The 15,191-nt window shown below is 59.3% G+C and carries 15 protein-coding genes; 6 read left to right on the forward strand and 9 right to left on the reverse strand.

What is annotated here, in order from left to right; genetic code table 11:
• Nucleotides 1-13: 13 nt before the first annotated feature.
• The 4 genes from trpD to ACQZ63_RS18445 all read right to left on the reverse strand — a co-directional run bounded on the left by trpD (nt 14) and on the right by ACQZ63_RS18445 (nt 3,583).
• A complete protein-coding gene (gene trpD, locus ACQZ63_RS18430) occupies nt 14-1,048 on the reverse strand; it encodes an anthranilate phosphoribosyltransferase (RefSeq protein ID WP_013636264.1) in 1,035 nt (344 codons plus the stop codon).
• A gap of 16 nt (nt 1,049-1,064) precedes the next feature.
• Complete coding sequence (locus tag ACQZ63_RS18435; RefSeq protein WP_013636263.1) at nt 1,065-2,957, reverse strand: peptidylprolyl isomerase; 1,893 nt, start codon at nt 2,955-2,957, stop codon at nt 1,065-1,067.
• Nucleotides 2,958-3,227: 270 nt separating this feature from the next.
• Entirely contained in the window at nt 3,228-3,362 is a 135-nt protein-coding gene (locus ACQZ63_RS18440; RefSeq protein ID WP_003515556.1) for a hypothetical protein, read from the reverse strand.
• A gap of 41 nt (nt 3,363-3,403) precedes the next feature.
• Nucleotides 3,404-3,583 (reverse strand): hypothetical protein, encoded by a 180-nt coding sequence (locus ACQZ63_RS18445; protein ID WP_003515553.1) that lies wholly within the window; start codon nt 3,581-3,583, stop codon nt 3,404-3,406.
• Nucleotides 3,584-4,001: 418 nt separating this feature from the next.
• Here ACQZ63_RS18445 and coaD point away from each other — a divergent pair, with 418 nt between their 5' ends.
• The 6 genes from coaD (at nt 4,002) to ACQZ63_RS18475 (ending at nt 9,242) form a co-directional block, all read left to right on the forward strand.
• The gene (gene coaD / locus ACQZ63_RS18450) at nt 4,002-4,496 is read left to right on the forward strand and encodes a pantetheine-phosphate adenylyltransferase (protein WP_112496679.1); all 495 of its coding nucleotides are present in this window, start codon (nt 4,002-4,004) and stop codon (nt 4,494-4,496) included.
• Between the two features lie 29 nt (nt 4,497-4,525).
• Entirely contained in the window at nt 4,526-5,095 is a 570-nt protein-coding gene (locus ACQZ63_RS18455; protein ID WP_019566173.1) for a peptidylprolyl isomerase, read from the forward strand.
• Between the two features lie 36 nt (nt 5,096-5,131).
• Entirely contained in the window at nt 5,132-5,641 is a 510-nt protein-coding gene (locus tag ACQZ63_RS18460) for a peptidylprolyl isomerase (RefSeq protein WP_003515547.1), read from the forward strand.
• Nucleotides 5,642-5,835: 194 nt separating this feature from the next.
• Nucleotides 5,836-6,918, forward strand: a complete 1,083-nt coding sequence (gene queA / locus ACQZ63_RS18465) for a tRNA preQ1(34) S-adenosylmethionine ribosyltransferase-isomerase QueA (protein ID WP_003515544.1) — start codon at nt 5,836-5,838, stop codon at nt 6,916-6,918.
• Nucleotides 6,918-8,048, forward strand: coding sequence for a tRNA guanosine(34) transglycosylase Tgt (gene tgt / locus ACQZ63_RS18470; RefSeq protein ID WP_003515541.1), 1,131 nt, complete (start codon nt 6,918-6,920; stop codon nt 8,046-8,048). The genes queA and tgt overlap by 1 nt, the downstream gene beginning before the upstream one ends.
• A 36-nt stretch (nt 8,049-8,084) precedes the next feature.
• Nucleotides 8,085-9,242 carry an aminodeoxychorismate synthase component I gene (locus ACQZ63_RS18475; protein WP_113555774.1) on the forward strand — a complete coding sequence of 386 codons (1,158 nt, stop codon included), beginning with the start codon at nt 8,085-8,087 and terminating at the stop codon, nt 9,240-9,242.
• A gap of 250 nt (nt 9,243-9,492) precedes the next feature.
• Here the strand turns inward: ACQZ63_RS18475 and ACQZ63_RS18480 are convergent, their stop codons facing one another.
• The 5 genes from ACQZ63_RS18480 to ACQZ63_RS18500 form a co-directional block, all read right to left on the reverse strand.
• Nucleotides 9,493-10,770 carry a type III PLP-dependent enzyme gene (locus ACQZ63_RS18480; protein ID WP_162763614.1) on the reverse strand — a complete coding sequence of 426 codons (1,278 nt, stop codon included), beginning with the start codon at nt 10,768-10,770 and terminating at the stop codon, nt 9,493-9,495.
• The gene (locus tag ACQZ63_RS18485; RefSeq protein WP_113555775.1) at nt 10,754-12,286 is read right to left on the reverse strand and encodes an AMP-binding protein; all 1,533 of its coding nucleotides are present in this window, start codon (nt 12,284-12,286) and stop codon (nt 10,754-10,756) included. Before ACQZ63_RS18485 ends, ACQZ63_RS18480 begins: the two co-directional genes overlap by 17 nt.
• On the reverse strand, nt 12,283-12,546 hold the full coding sequence (locus tag ACQZ63_RS18490) for an acyl carrier protein (RefSeq protein ID WP_003515534.1): 264 nt from the start codon (nt 12,544-12,546) through the stop codon (nt 12,283-12,285). Before ACQZ63_RS18490 ends, ACQZ63_RS18485 begins: the two co-directional genes overlap by 4 nt.
• An 88-nt stretch (nt 12,547-12,634) precedes the next feature.
• The gene (locus ACQZ63_RS18495) at nt 12,635-13,393 is read right to left on the reverse strand and encodes a hypothetical protein (RefSeq protein ID WP_162763638.1); all 759 of its coding nucleotides are present in this window, start codon (nt 13,391-13,393) and stop codon (nt 12,635-12,637) included.
• A gap of 276 nt (nt 13,394-13,669) precedes the next feature.
• Nucleotides 13,670-14,797, reverse strand: a complete 1,128-nt coding sequence (locus ACQZ63_RS18500) for an S-(hydroxymethyl)glutathione dehydrogenase/class III alcohol dehydrogenase (RefSeq protein WP_013636254.1) — start codon at nt 14,795-14,797, stop codon at nt 13,670-13,672.
• Nucleotides 14,798-15,191 lie beyond the last annotated feature (394 nt).

The raw sequence follows: 15,191 nt of genomic DNA on the forward strand, positions 1-15,191 counted from the left end.
GCTCTCATTCCTTTTAGTGGTCGGCCTGCCCGGAGACTGTTTCATTGGAGACAGCGACCAGGCGGTCGAGCGCTGCTGCCGCCGCGCCGCTGTCGAGCGCTTGGCTCACGGTCGTCATCGCCTCGCCAAGCGTTTCGGCCTTGCCGGCAATGACGAGGGCTGCCGCGGCGTTGCACAGCGATACGTCGCGATAGGCGTTGCGCTTGCCGGACAGAACCTCGCGAAGTGCCGCTGCATTGGCAATGCCGTCGCCACCCTTGAGGTCTGCCATGGAAGCGGGTTCAACACCGAAATCCTTCGGCGTCAGGTCGAAGGTGCGGATCTTGCCGTTTTCAAGCGCCGCCACATGGGTGACGCCTGTCGTCGTGACTTCATCCATGCCGTCGCCATGTACGACCCAGATGCTTTCCGAGCCGAGATCGCGCAGCACTTCGGCGAGCGGCACCAGCCAGCGCGGCGAAAAGACGCCGAGCAATTGGCGCTTCGCGCCCGCCGGGTTGGAAAGCGGGCCGAGCAGGTTGAAGATGGTGCGCGTGCCAAGTTCGACGCGGCTTGGACCGACATGGCGCATGGCGGAATGGTGCAGCTGCGCGAACATGAAGCCGAGTCCTGCCTCACTGATGCAGCGGGCGATAAGGTCAGGGCCGATATCCAGCTTCACGCCGAGCGCGGACAGCGCATCCGCCGTGCCGGATTTGGAGCTTAGCGCCCGGTTACCGTGCTTGGCAACGGGAAGGCCCGTGCCGGCAACGATGATCGAGGCGAGCGTCGAGATATTGTAGGTGCCGATGCCGTCACCGCCGGTTCCGACGATGTCGATCGCGTTTTCGGGGGCCGAAACCGGCAGCATGCGCGCGCGCATGGAGGAGACGGCGCCGACAATCTCGTCCACCGTCTCGCCGCGCACGCGCAGTGCCATGAGGAAACCGCCGATCTGCGATGGGGTTGCTTCGCCCGACATCAGAATGTCGAAAGCGGCCCGCGATTCCTCACGGTTCAGGCTTTCCCCGTTTGCGACCTTTGCGATCAGCGGTTTCAGTTCGGCCATCGTTTCCGCCCCCCGGTTAGAAGCCGACCATCGCCTGATCGGCGAGGGCCTGATTGATGGTCACACCGTAGTCGTTCTGCAGGCGGTTGACCATCTGGTCGAGCATGTCGTCACCTGCCGCGCGGGCGATGGCGGCGAACTGCTGATCGTCATTGGCAAGCGCATCGGCAGGCGCGTTGGTGTCGACTGCCGTGACCTTGAAGAGGATGCGGCTGGAACCATCGGCGTCTGCCGCTGTGCCCGTCATGCCTTCAGCGCCGGAGAATACCGCCGTAATCGTCTGGCGACCGAAAATCGCGTCCTCGCTGGTGCGGCGCAGGCCGGATTTCTGCTCGACGGCAAGGCCGAGTTCGCCAGCCACCGCTGCCAGTGTCTCGCCCTTTTCAACACGTGCCTTCAGCTCGTCGGCCTTGGTGGCAAGCGCCGTGCGCTGCTGCTCTGCCGTCCAGTCGGCCACGACATCGTCGCGCACTTCGGCAAGCGTGCGGTCGCGGGCGGGGATGATCTGATCGACGTCGAACCAGATGTAGCCTTCGCGGCCAAGATTGATCGGCAGGGCTTCGGTGCCGGGTTCGGTCTTGAAGACTTCCTGGGCAAGCTGCGGCGAGGGCAGGTCCTGAATGGCGTCGCCCTTTTCATCAAGACCGGCGGCATCGATGGCGTCGATGGTGACGGGCTTGAGGTTCAGCTGCTTTGCCGCATCGGCAAGCGAGGAGCCGCCGGCACGCAGGTCTTCGTAACGGTCATGCACATTGGTGACTTCTTCGGCTGCAGCAGCGGTGGCGAGGTCCTTGCGGATGTCCTCTTTCGCTTCTTCCAGCGTGCGGGTGGTTTCCGGCTTGATGCCGGTGATGCGCAGGATGACCGGGCCGAAGGAGCCTGCCACGACCGGAGACACGCCGCCATCCTTCTGGACGGCGAAAGCAGCATCGGCAATCGACTGGTCGGGGATCGTGTCCTTGGTGAATTCGCCAAGCGTCACGTCGGAGGCGGTCTTGCCCTGATCCTTAACCACCTGATCATAGGTGGTGTTGCCGAGGCGGATCTGCTCTGCAGCGGCTTCTGCCATTTCCTTTTCCGGGAAGGTCAGCTGCTCGACGGTGCGGCGACCGGCGGTGCGGAAGCTGTCCTTGTGGCTGTTGTAATAGTCGGCGATCTGCGCATCCGTCACCGAAGCCTGATCGGCAATGTCCGATGGTTCCAGCTTCACATAGGTGAACTTGCGGAACTCGGGCGCGCGATATTTCGCCTTGTTGGTTTCAAACCAGGGTGCAAGCACGTCGTCGCCCGGCGCCTTGACCGGCGCAATGACGGCGTTGGACAGGATGACGTAATCGACCGAGCGCTGTTCGTTGCGGTATTGCTTGAGTGCGTCCACCAGTACCTGCGGTGCCTTGAAACCATCGGAAACGGCTTCAACGATCTGGCTTCTTACCGCGACCTTGCTGCGTTCCTTGATATAGTCGTCTTCGCGCAGGCCGGAATTGCGCAGCCGTTCGGTGAACAGGGTGCGATCGAACTGGCCATTAACCGATTTGAATGCCGGGTCTTCGGCGATGAGATTGGCGAGGCGGTCTTCCGAAAGGCCGAGATTCATCTTCGACGCCAGTTCATCCAGCGAGGCACCCGCCGCAAGCTGGCTGAACACCTGACGGTCGATGCCGAAGGCCTTGGCCTGTTCGGTGGTCAGTCTCGCGCCGAACTGGCGGCTGAGATCGGAAACCTGACGCTGATAGGCGAGGCGGAATTCCTGCGGGCTGACCGTCTGGTCGCCGACGGTCATGACCGCATGCGAATTGGAGGTGACGAGTGATGCGGAGACGCCCCAGACGCCAAACGAAACAACAAGCAGGAGAAGCAGCAGCTTGGCTGCCATGGTTCGAGAAGCATTTCTCAGGGAATCGAGCATCGTTATGCAAACCTCACAGGAACGTCATTGCGGTCGCCAGCCGTCCGGCCCGCAACGTATCGGCGTTCCTTAAATCAATCCAATGGGAAATTGAAGGGAATTTGCCTTGGAAAAACGGGGTTTTGAAAACGCTTATGTGATTGGGACTAGGTTTTTACGCCTTCATCTTCGCCATACTGGCCCTTAAGGCGGCAAAATAAAACCGCCCGGAGCGTCCAGGCGGTTGCGGAGAATCATATTCTGAAAGACGGCTAAGTCTGATGGTTGCGGTCAGAACGCGCGGTTGCGTCTTACCGAGGCCTTGAATTCCTCGTCTTCCCGCCGCATCTCGGCGACGGCGGAGATCATTGACGTCACGAACATAATGCTGATCAGGGCAAGAAGCAGTGTCAGGAATGTGAACATGATATCATCTCCGTTGGTGGCGAGGAAATCCTAGTTCCTCATCAGTAATAGGTCATGGACTGGTAGCGGGCGGTCATCTGTGGATAGTCTGGTCCCTGGGCAGCAGGCTTCTGATCATAAAGGCTAAACGTTGTTGCTACCATTGCGATGACCAGTACTGTCCAGGCGGTGCTGATGACGCTGATTTTCGCCGAAGTAGACTGTTTTTCTCTTACAAACATCTGTCTGTTCCTTTGGTTTGATATTAACGCGCCACGTCCAATCATGTTCCGCGTCAACCTTAAAAATCGATTAGCATCGCGCCTGTGAAACTTCCTTGAATGGCTTGTTCATCTGGCGTTCAGGAAACCGGCGACTGGCCTCATTCGAGGAAAAGATACTCGGCTGCGAATGATGCGATGACCGAAAAGACGATCATAAAGGCCAGCATTTTCATTTCTCCGGGGGCTTAACGAGGTGAGGGGCATTTCGGTTTCCCGATGCCGTGTATTTATATAAATGAGCCCTGAAACCGCACTGAACGGCGCATTCATCCGTTGTTCAGACCGCACCGGGAGGGCGTCCGGGTTGTAAAAGTCTTGCGCCGCGCCCATCTCCATGACAAAAGGCGGCACATAACGCCCACCACTTGAGAGCGATATGACGATTGCCTTTTATCCAGGATCCTTCGATCCGATGACCAACGGACATCTGGATGTGCTTATCCAGGCGCTGAACGTGGCGTCCAAAGTCATCGTCGCCGTCGGCATCCATCCCGGAAAAGCACCGCTGTTCAGTTTCGAGGAGCGGGCGACGCTGATAAGCCGGGCGCTTTCCGAAAGCCTGCCCGGTGAGGCGGCGCGCGTTGAGGTCGTTTCCTTCGACAATCTGGTCGTCGATGCAGCCCGTCAGCATGGCGCGCGCCTTCTTCTGCGCGGCCTGCGTGACGGCACCGATCTCGATTATGAAATGCAGATGGCCGGCATGAACCGCCAGATGGCACCTGATATACAGACCGTGTTCCTGCCGGCGGGTACGTCGTCGCGACCCATTACAGCCACATTGGTCCGGCAGATCGCCGCCATGGGCGGCAATGTGGATGCCTTCGTTCCCATAGCCGTGCTTGAAGCCCTCAACGCCAAGCTGAAGCGCTGACTTCAGCCTCACATTCCGGAGCCAATCCAATGAAACTCGTTCGATTTGCCTTTGCCGGCGCCCTGTTTGCGGGCGCGCTTGCCGCCAGCACCTTCGCTTCGGCTGCCGAATTCCTGACCGTCCAGCTGAAGGACGGCCCCGTCGTCATCGAACTGATGCCGGAAGTCGCGCCCAAGCACGTGGCGCAGATTGAAGCGCTGGCGAAAAAGGGCGCCTATGACAACGTGGCCTTCCACCGCGTCATTGACGGTTTCATGGCGCAGACCGGCGATGTGCAGTACGGCAACATGGAGAAGGGCTTCAACGCCCAGCGTGCCGGCACCGGCGGCTCTGACATGGCCGACATTCCGGCTGAGTTCTCCAAGACACCGTTCACGCGCGGCGTTGTCGGCATGGCCCGTTCCAGCGATCCGAATTCCGCCAATTCGCAGTTCTTCATCATGTTTGCCGACGGTCCGTTCCTGAACGGCCAGTACACCGTGGTCGGCAAGGTCGTGTCCGGCATGGAAGCCGTGGACAAGATCAAGCGCGGCGCCGGCGGCAACGGCGAAGTTTCCAACCCCGACCGGATGATCAAGGTCACCGTCGGCAAGAAGTAAGGTAGGGCAATAGAGCCCGAACAGAGGAGAATAATCATGGCCGAGATCAAGGATCCGGAAAACACCATCATCATGGAAACGACGACCGGCAAGGTCGTGATCCAGCTGCTTCCGGAAGTTGCTCCGGGCCACGTTGCCCGTATCAAGGAACTGGTATCGGAAGGCGCTTACGACGGCGTCGTGTTTCACCGCGTCATCGAAGACTTCATGGCCCAGACGGGCGATGTGAAGTTCGGCAAGAAGGGTTCGGAGAGCTTCAACCCGGCCCGCGCCGGCATGGGCGGCTCCGAGAAGCCTGACCTCAAGGCTGAATTCTCGGCTATTTCCCACGTACGCGGCACCTGCTCGATGGCCCGTTCGCAGAGCCCGAACTCCGCCAACTCGCAGTTCTTCATTTGCTTCACCGATTCGCCTTGGCTGAACAAGCAGTACACCGTATGGGGCCAGGTCATCGAAGGCATGGAAGCCATCGACAAGGTCAAGCGCGGCGAGCCTGTGAAGGACCCCGATTCGATCGTTTCGATGAAGCTTGCTTCGGCGGCCTGATAATAGCGTATAAAGTGTTTACCCGCTCCGCAGGAAACTGCGGGGCGTTTCACATTGATGATGGCGCCAACCTCTCAGACGTCATCCTCGGGACAAGCCGAGGATGACTTCGAGTGTAGTCGGAAGCCTTGTCATCACCCACCACCCGCCCCATGCCATGCAGGGCGGGTTTTGATATTTCGAGAGCCCTTGCAATGCGCGTAGACCTGTTCGATTTCGATCTCCCCGAGGACAATATCGCCCTTCGCCCGGCGAACCCGCGCGATAGTGCGCGTCTTCTCGTGGTCGATCCGAATGCGAACCACATGGAAGACCGCATCGTATCCGACCTGACTTCCTTCCTGAAGCCCGGCGACGCGCTGGTATTTAACGACACCCGCGTTATTCCAGCCCAGCTTGAAGGCGTGCGGCTGCGCGAAGGTGCGCCTGAAACGGCAGTTTCAGCCACGCTGCACATGCGCGCCGACCAGTCGCGCTGGAAGGCTTTCGCGCGGCCGGGCAAGCGTATCAAGCAGGGTGACCGCATTCGTTTCGGTTATGAGCGCGACAATGCCTGCGGCCTTGCCCATCTGGAGGCCACCGTCGAGGAAAAGGGTGAGGAGGGCGAGATCACGCTGCTTTTTGACGTTTCCGGACCTGTTCTGGACGAGGCGATCGCCTCCGTCGGCCATATTCCTTTGCCGCCCTATATTGCCGCGAAGCGCCCGGAAGATGCGCAGGACCAGACCGATTACCAGACAATTTATGCCCGCGAGAAGGGCGCCGTTGCCGCACCAACTGCCGGCCTGCATTTCACGCCCGATCTGTTTGCGGCGCTGGACGAAGCCGGCATCGAGCGACATTTCGTGACACTTCACGTTGGGGCAGGCACCTTCCTTCCAGTTAAGGCCGACGATACCGACGATCACAAGATGCATTTCGAGATCGGCCATGTTTCGCAAGAGACTGCGGCAAAGCTCAATGCCGTCAAGGCGCGCGGCGGGCGGATCGTTTCTGTCGGCACCACTTCGCTGCGGCTTATCGAAAGCGCCACTGATGAGAATGGCGTTATTCAGCCATGGTCGGGCGCGACGGGCATCTTCATCACGCCCGGATACCGTTTCCGCGCGGTCGATATTCTGATGACCAATTTCCACCTGCCGAAATCGACGCTGTTCATGCTCGTTTCGGCTTTTTGCGGTCTCGAGACGATGCGTGCCGCTTATGCGCATGCCATCGAAACCGGATACCGTTTTTATTCCTATGGCGATTCCAGCCTGTTGTTCCGGAAGAACTGATGCACGACAAATTCACTTTTACCCTGAAAGCCACGAGCGGCGGCGCCCGCCTTGGCGAAGTCGCCATGCCGCGCGGTGTCATCCGCACACCTGCCTTCATGCCTGTTGGCACTGTCGGTACTGTCAAGGCCATGTATCTCGACCAGGTGCGCGAGCTCGGGGCCGATATCATTCTCGGCAATACCTATCACCTGATGCTGCGGCCCGGCCCGGAGCGCGTGGCAAGGCTTGGCGGGTTGCATGAGCTTATCCGCTGGCCGCATCCGATCCTCACCGACAGCGGTGGCTTCCAGGTCATGTCGCTTTCCGGCCTGCGCAAGCTGGACGAGAAGGGTGTGACCTTCAAGAGCCATGTGGACGGTTCGCTGCACCATATGTCGCCGGAACGCTCGATCGAAATTCAGGGCATGCTTGATTCGGACATCCAGATGCAGCTCGATGAATGCATCGCGCTGCCGGCCGAGCGCAAGGAAATCGAGCGCGCCATGGAAATGTCGCTGCGCTGGGCGGAGCGTTGCCGCGTCGCCTTCGGTGAACAGCCCGGCAAGGCCATGTTCGGCATTGTGCAGGGCGGCGACCAGCCGGATCTGCGCATTCGCTCCGCCGAAGGGCTGAAGCAGCTTGATCTCAAGGGTTACGCTGTCGGCGGCCTTGCCGTCGGTGAGCCGCAGGATGTGATGCTGGGCATGCTCGACATCACGCTGCCGGTGCTGCCCACCGAAAAGCCGCGTTACCTGATGGGCGTCGGTACGCCTGACGATATTCTGAAATCGGTGGCGCGCGGCATCGACATGTTCGACTGCGTGATGCCGACCCGTTCCGGTCGTCACGGGCTTGCCTTCACCCGTCGCGGCAGGGTCAATATCCGCAATGCCCGCCATGCGGAGGATATGCGGCCGCTCGATGAGCAGTCAAACTGCCCGGCCTCGCGTGATTATTCCCGCGCCTATCTGCATCATCTTACGCGCTCCAACGAGGCGCTGGGCGGTATGCTGCTCTCCTGGCACAATCTTGCCTATTATCAGGAGCTGATGCAGGGTATCCGCAAGTCGATCGAGGAAGGCCGTTTCGCCGATTTTTATGCGGAAACCATAGAGATGTGGGCGCGGGGCGACATAGACCCGATCTGATTTTTCCCGACCCTTTCTCCTGTTCGGACGCTTTCCTTGGCACATGCGCCTTACGTTCTTTTCCGGGATGACACGACCGGCACGGTGACAGCCTTCACCGAGCCGGAGGAGATCATCGTCGCGGATGAGCCAGAGGCGTTTTTCGCGGCGCTGAAACGCATGGAGCAGCTGCGCCGCGCCGGGAAATACCTTGCCGGCTATATGTCCTACGAGGCGGGTTTCCTGTTCGAGCCGAAACTTGCGGACTTTGCTGCCGAGCCTCGCAACGTGCCGTTCCTTCGCTTCGGCGTCTTTTCCGGCCCACAACCGGATGAGGGGCGATTTGCGCGGCCCGAAAGTCTGCCGGATGCCGATGCGTTCCTGGCCGATCCCGCGCCCGCATGGAGCCTTGAAGACTATTGCCAGCGCTTCGAGCGGCTGCACGGGCATCTGCGTCGCGGCGACTGTTATCAGGGTAATCTGACGATGCCCGTTCATGCTCGCTGGAGCGGCGATCCGCTCACGGCTTTCTGGTCATTGGTTGAGCGCCAGCCGGTCAAATATGGCGCGCTGGTCGATCTCGGTGGACCGGTGATCCTGTCGCGCTCACCGGAACTGTTTTTCTCGGTGGACGGGGAAGGTTTCATCGAAACCCATCCGATGAAGGGAACGACGCCGCGCGGTGCGAATGCGCAAGAGGACCGGGCGATCATCGCGGCGATGCTTGAGGATGAAAAGACGCTTGCCGAAAACCGCATGATCGTCGATCTCCTGCGCAACGATATTTCCCGCATCACCGAAGTCGGCAGCCTCCATGTGCCGCGACTGTTCGATATCGAGACCTATCCCACCGTGCACCAGATGGTCAGCCATGTGCGCGCGAAGCTTTTGCCGGATGTGACGGTGGAGGATATTTTTGCGGCGCTTTTTCCCTGCGGTTCGGTGACCGGCGCGCCGAAAATGTGGGCGATGAAAATCCTGCGCGAACTGGAGCAGACGCCGCGCGACGCCTATTGCGGTGCTATCGGTTTCATGTCTCCGAATGGAGAAATGCGTTTTTCGGTGGCGATCCGCACGCTGACCCTGTTCGATGGCGGCCGCGCGATCTTCAATGTCGGCGGCGGCATCGTTTTCGATTCGGATGCCGAGGCGGAATATGATGAGTGTCTGCTGAAATCGAAATTCGCGGTGGGCGACAGATTGTTGCGGGGGTGATCGGTACGTTGCGTGGGGTTAGGCTTGCTTTATCGGCGACAACACTCACTTCCCTCATTCCTGTGCTTGTCACAGGAATCCAGCCAGCCCAAGTCCTTGGGTTGATAAGACTCCTCCCGCCGCACGGACGTGCGTCGACTGGATTCCTGTGACAAGCACAGGAATGAGGGAGGTTGGAGGAAGCTCCAATGTCAGCAGCCGGATATGCGTCCGTAAGAAAACCGGCTACGGTTTTCGCTGACAAACGTCCTCAGCGGCCTATCACCTCAAACGCACCATTCTCCACCAGCACTTCCTTCGCCGCCGGATGGCTGAGAAAACCCGAAGGGCTGGCGGTGGCGCCATAGGCGCCCGATTGCAGGATTGCCAGGAGATCACCAGCCTTCAGCTTCGGCAGGGCCGCATTGCGTGCCAGGGTGTCGAGCGGTGTGCAGAGCGGGCCGACTATGGTTGCCGTTTCCTCATTGTCTGCCTGCATCATGGCCGGTGCGACGATAGGGTAGTTACGCTTGACGATCTGGCCGAGATTGCCGGAGGCTGCCAGATGGTGATGCATGCCACCATCCGTCACCACGAAGGTGGTGCCGCGCGAGGTCTTTACCGAATTGACTTCCGCCACATAGATGCCGCCGGGACCGGCGAGGAAGCGGCCGGGTTCGACAATGATATGGGCATCGGCGATCAGCGGATGTGCCTGCACCAAGGCCTTGAGGTCGGGAATGGCGGCACTGACCGCTGCAAGATCGAGCGGCGTCTCCCCGGCGAAATAGGGGATGCCGAGACCGCCGCCGAGATCGACGGTTTCAAGGGGCCTGCCGAGCATTTCGGCCATGCGTGCGGCAAGCAAAATGGAGTGTCTCCATTGGGAGACAAGCATGTCGGCATCGAGGATCTGCGTGCCACCGTAAATATGGACACCGACGAGATTGATATGCCTGATGTCCCTGAACAGCGGCAGGACGTTTTCGAGTTCTTCCTCGTCGAAACCGAAGGCGGTGGCCTTGCCACCCATGCGCATGGCGCCTGCCTGCGCATCCGGCACCGGATTGATGCGGATCGAAGCCTTGACCGGCCTGCCGATCGCCTCGATGCGGGCAATTTCCTCGGCGCTCTCGATATGGATTTCGCCGATGCCGCTCTCGATCACCTCAAGCAATTCGGCCTGGCGCTTGCCGGGGCCGGCGAAGATGATATTTTCCGGCGGTATGCCCGCCTTGATGGCGGCGCGATATTCACCGACGGAGGCGATTTCCGCGCCAGCGCCTTCTTCGCGGAAAAGCGAGATGATGGCTGGCAGGGGATTGGCTTTCACCGAATAAAAGATATCGGCAAAACCACTGAGCGCGGTTGCGAGATCGCGATACGCGCGGCGCATGGCGCTGGCATCATAGAGGAAGCACGGCGTTCCGGTCTCAGCGACGATATCGCGCACGGCAAGGCCGCCGATGACAAGATCGTTTTCGTCGACTGCGAATTGCGCGGCGGCAAGGGCAGGGCCGTGGCTTTGGGGTTTATCCGTGGGCGCCATTATCCGTCCGTTCGCGCACCAGCGCGCGGTAATCCACCTTGCCATTGGCCGTGACCGGAAGCCGGTCGACCAGTTCGATGGCGCGCGGAATCATGAAGGGGGCAAGCATTTCGGCGGCTTTTTTGAGAGCTGCCGAAACATCGATATTTTCGTTGGCGGCGGTTGCCACGGCATGCACCTTCTCGCCTGCAAAGGGGTCCGGCAGGCCGATGACGGCGACCTGCTGGAAAAGGCCAGTCGACATCAGGCTTTCCTCCACCTCGGTCGGGCTGATGCGATAGCCTGACGATTTGATCATCGCATCGTTGCGGGCAACGAAACTGAAAAAGCCGTCCTCGTCTTCCACCGCCAGATCGCCGGAATAACACACGGTCTCGCCGCCGCGTGCAGCCGGAATGAAAGGGTGAGGGCGCAGCACCTTGGCGGTATCTTCCGGCCGGTTCCAGTAACCCAGCGACACGGTCGGGCCGCGATGGACGAGAATGCCGGGCTCACCCGGTTTTGCCCTCTGTCCCTCGGCGGTGACGATGAAGATTTCACATTCGGGGATAGCCTTGCCGATGGAAGTCGGGCGGCGGTCGATTTCATCAGGCGGCAGGAATGTGGATCGGAAGGCTTCGGTCAGGCCATACATCAGATAGATTTTGGTGTCCGGCAGCTTTTCGCGCAACGCCCTCACGGTTTCCTGCGGCACGCGTCCGCCGGAGTTGGTGATGTATCGCAACTGCGGCAGCGGCGTTTTCGCCAGCAACGGCGCGGCCCTCGTCAGGATAGCCCAAACGGTCGGCACGCCGGCAAGCCCGGTAATGGCATGGTCGCGCAAGTCCCTGACAATGTCGTCGCCGAGCCTGAAGGTGGAGATAACAGTGGCCGCACCCTGTTCCACCGCCGTCAGCAACTGGTTCAGGCCATAATCGAAACTGAAGGGCAAAATGGAGAGAAGGCGGTCTTTTCCGGTGATCTCCAGATAGGTGCGCACGATGCGCGCTCCGGCCAGAAGATTACGGTGCGACAGCATCACGCCCTTGGGCGAGCCGGTGGAGCCGGATGTGTAGAGGATTGCTGCAAGGTCCTCGCCAATTGATGGGGAGACTTTGGCAGGCACGGGCGGGCGGCGGTCGATTTGTTCCGCCAGCAGTACAGTGAACTCGGGCAGGTCTTCCACAGCCGCGTTCAGCTCATCCATCATCGTAGCACTGCTGATGACGATTTTTGCGCCGCAATCCGCGACGATATGGCGGATTTGCTGCGCCTTCAAAAGCGCATTGACCGGCACGAAGACGCAGGAAGCCATGCTCACGCCGAAGATCGACCAGCATTCCTCGATGCCGCGCGGCAGGAAGATGACGACACGGTCGCCGCGCTCCGTTCCGGCCTCCTGCAATGCCGCCGCACAACGTGCGGCCGCTTCGGAAAATTCGCGATAGCTCAGTGATTTTTCTTTGTAGACAAGCGCCTCATCGCCGCTTTCCGCCCGCGCGGTGAGCAGGTGGTGCAGCAGGATGTGGGTTGTCATCTGCGCCGTTCCTGCGTGACGAAGGCAATCAGATCGGCCGGCGTGCTGAGATTTTCCGGGGTGAAATGTTCATCATTGAGAACGATGCCGAAACCTTCGCCGAGAAAGATCATCAGTTCGAGAAAACCGAGCGAATCGATCACGCCGCCTTCGAGCAATTGCGTATCTGCGGAAAACGGGGCATGAGCCGGGAAACGCTGCGAGAGGTAGGAATAGATGGTCTCGGAGACATCGACTTCCCTGGGTTTCGCTGAAAGCATGCTTATTCTCCGCTCGTTCGCGCAGTCGGGACTAGTCTCGGCCGAAGCGCATTTTCTTCTTTTCAGGCAAGGTTTAAGCGCGCGTCTTTTAAGAGCGTCCCAATACCCAGGGTGGCAATAACACCAATTCTGAATATGTTTCGTTAATAAACCGTGGGTTCCATGCTCCCTTTACTTGTATTGGCGAGGATTTGAGTATGGCAAATCCGCCGGCGTCTCGCTTCTCATCGGAAGCCGCCATGGTCAATGCAAGCCGGCCTTTGCCAAGAAGATGGCGGGCAATTGCCGAAATGTGCCTCTGGGCGACTTGCCTGTCCTCGCAATAGATGAGGCGGGCGGAGGGCAGCCTTTTGGTTATGGTTTTTAAAAACACCAGCGGATAATGGCTTCCATCCGCCTCCATGACTGCCACGATGCAGCCGAAACGCGCATGATCTTCCAGCATGTCGCGCGTGGCGGCAGACAGCGTGCCCTGCGGCACTTCGGCAAGCGGGCGCAGCCGCGCCCTGGCCGGGCCGAATGCCTTTAAAGGCAGGGGATAAAAAAGCGTGCAATTCGTCACCGTTGTGAACCCCAGTCTCTCGTTCAGCTTGCAGGCTTCTGGAGACGGGGTGAGATCGGTGAAGATGTCTTCTTCGGAGGATGTCGCCATTTGCAGCATACGCGGTGCAAACCAGCGGCTGGAAGGTTCGACATACCAGCTGGACAGGTTGACGACTGTCCTGCCGGTCTCGGTAAGGCGGCTTCGGATCGTTAATAGAACGCCCACGGCATCGTCGCCCTTCATCAGCAATTGCCCGATGGGGCCGAGATCCTGCCGCTGATGATGGTCGCTTATAAGGGACACGCCGAGCGCCCAGAAAGCCTCGCTCTTTTCCGGAAAACCTTTCGTCAAAAGTGCAACGGCAGCGACGCGGTTTCCGTTGTCGATCGGTACGGTTCTCAGAGGTCGCTCCCGCTATCTGGCGTCGTTTCGGGCAGGGAGGGATTTTTCAACTCCACCGCGCAATATCGGCATACGACGATAGATTTACCGTCCCGTTAATCGGCACGGCTGTAAGCGAAAAGGTCGGTCAATTCATATGGCAGACGCGCGGTGCGCGCCTGCCATTTTGTCAGCCGATCAATAGACCACGACGCCGCGGATGCTCTCGCCCTTGTGCATCAGGTCAAAGCCCTTGTTGATGTCTTCGAGCGGCATCGTGTGGGTGATCATCGGATCGATCTGGATCTTGCCTTCCATGTACCAGTCGACGATCTTCGGTACGTCGGTGCGGCCACGCGCGCCGCCGAAGGCCGTGCCCATCCAGTTGCGGCCGGTGACCAGCTGGAACGGACGCGTGGAGATTTCCTGGCCCGCACCGGCAACGCCGATGATGACAGACTTGCCCCAGCCGCGATGCGAAGATTCCAGCGCCTGGCGCATGACCTTGGTATTGCCCGTGCAGTCGAACGTATAATCCGCGCCGCCGATCAGGTCGCCATTGCGCTTCGTCATGTTGACGAGATAGGGCACGATGTCGTCGCCCACTTCCTTCGGGTTGACGAAGTGGGTCATGCCGAACTTCTCGCCCCAGGCCTTGCGGTCATTGTTGATATCGACACCGATGATCATGTCAGCGCCGGCAAGACGCAGGCCTTGCAGAACGTTGAGACCAATGCCGCCGAGACCGAAGACTATTGCCGTCGAGCCGATCTCCACCTTGGCGGTGTTGATGACGGCGCCGATGCCGGTCGTCACGCCACAGCCGATGTAGCAGACCTTGTCGAAGGGCGCATCGGGATTGATCTTGGCAAGGGCGATCTCGGGCAGGACGGTGAAGTTCGAGAAGGTCGAGCAGCCCATATAGTGGTGGATCTTGTCCTTGCCGATCGAGAAGCGCGAGGTGCCGTCAGGCATCACACCCTGGCCCTGGGTGGCGCGGATGGAGGTGCAGAGATTGGTCTTGCGCGATGTGCAGGAATAGCACTCGCGGCATTCCGGCGTGTAAAGCGGGATGACATGATCGCCCTTCTTGACCGAGGTGACGCCGGGACCGACATCAACGACGATGCCTGCACCCTCATGGCCGAGGATGGCCGGAAACAGACCTTCGGGATCGGCACCGGAGAGGGTGAAATCATCGGTGTGGCAGATACCTGTCGCCTTGACCTCGACCAGCACTTCGCCAGCGCGGGGGCCTTCGAGTTGAACGGTCATGACCTCAAGCGGTTTTCCTGCCTGAATGGCAACTGCGGCGCGAACGTCCATATTCTATCTCCTGGCATGGTCTCGTGATTGGATAGGGCTGTTTTGCCCGAGCTTGGCGGCAGGGGCAAGGTACAAATCCGTCTTGCCGTATTCAAAAGACGGCAATGCCCGTCACACCTGTGAGGAATTTTCGCATCGTCGCGGAACTGCCATCAGGGCAATGTTTCGCGTTGTCTTTATATGGTTTACTTCAGCTATTCTAAATTATGAATACGTGATTTAAGTGTATGTTTTTACATATATTTTTCGGAATAAAGGTGACTATTAATTTACAAATTTGGTGTTTATACCACACTATAGAATTTCGAATGGAGCATAACCCGCAGTCGGCGCTGTATTTCGGCGGCTGTTATTAGTTTTTGCATCTCTTGCTTGCAAGTGGTTCGGCTCATTT

This window comes from Agrobacterium sp. CG160-95 (assembly GCF_053521725.1).

What these genes read in the sequence shown, in the direction of transcription:
- queA (WP_003515544.1), top strand. Translation starts at nt 5,836, where the DNA reads ATGCGCGTAGACCTGTTCGATTTCGATCTCCCCGAGGACAATATCGCC.
- trpD (WP_013636264.1), bottom strand. Translation starts at nt 1,048, where the DNA reads ATGGCCGAACTGAAACCGCTGATCGCAAAGGTCGCAAACGGGGAAAGC.
- coaD (WP_112496679.1), top strand. Translation starts at nt 4,002, where the DNA reads ATGACGATTGCCTTTTATCCAGGATCCTTCGATCCGATGACCAACGGA.
- ACQZ63_RS18500 (WP_013636254.1), bottom strand. Translation starts at nt 14,797, where the DNA reads ATGGACGTTCGCGCCGCAGTTGCCATTCAGGCAGGAAAACCGCTTGAG.
- ACQZ63_RS18480 (WP_162763614.1), bottom strand. Translation starts at nt 10,770, where the DNA reads ATGGCGCCCACGGATAAACCCCAAAGCCACGGCCCTGCCCTTGCCGCC.
- ACQZ63_RS18445 (WP_003515553.1), bottom strand. Translation starts at nt 3,583, where the DNA reads ATGTTTGTAAGAGAAAAACAGTCTACTTCGGCGAAAATCAGCGTCATC.
- ACQZ63_RS18490 (WP_003515534.1), bottom strand. Translation starts at nt 12,546, where the DNA reads ATGCTTTCAGCGAAACCCAGGGAAGTCGATGTCTCCGAGACCATCTAT.
- ACQZ63_RS18435 (WP_013636263.1), bottom strand. Translation starts at nt 2,957, where the DNA reads ATGCTCGATTCCCTGAGAAATGCTTCTCGAACCATGGCAGCCAAGCTG.
- ACQZ63_RS18440 (WP_003515556.1), bottom strand. Translation starts at nt 3,362, where the DNA reads ATGTTCACATTCCTGACACTGCTTCTTGCCCTGATCAGCATTATGTTC.
- ACQZ63_RS18460 (WP_003515547.1), top strand. Translation starts at nt 5,132, where the DNA reads ATGGCCGAGATCAAGGATCCGGAAAACACCATCATCATGGAAACGACG.
- tgt (WP_003515541.1), top strand. Translation starts at nt 6,918, where the DNA reads ATGCACGACAAATTCACTTTTACCCTGAAAGCCACGAGCGGCGGCGCC.
- ACQZ63_RS18485 (WP_113555775.1), bottom strand. Translation starts at nt 12,286, where the DNA reads ATGACAACCCACATCCTGCTGCACCACCTGCTCACCGCGCGGGCGGAA.
- ACQZ63_RS18455 (WP_019566173.1), top strand. Translation starts at nt 4,526, where the DNA reads ATGAAACTCGTTCGATTTGCCTTTGCCGGCGCCCTGTTTGCGGGCGCG.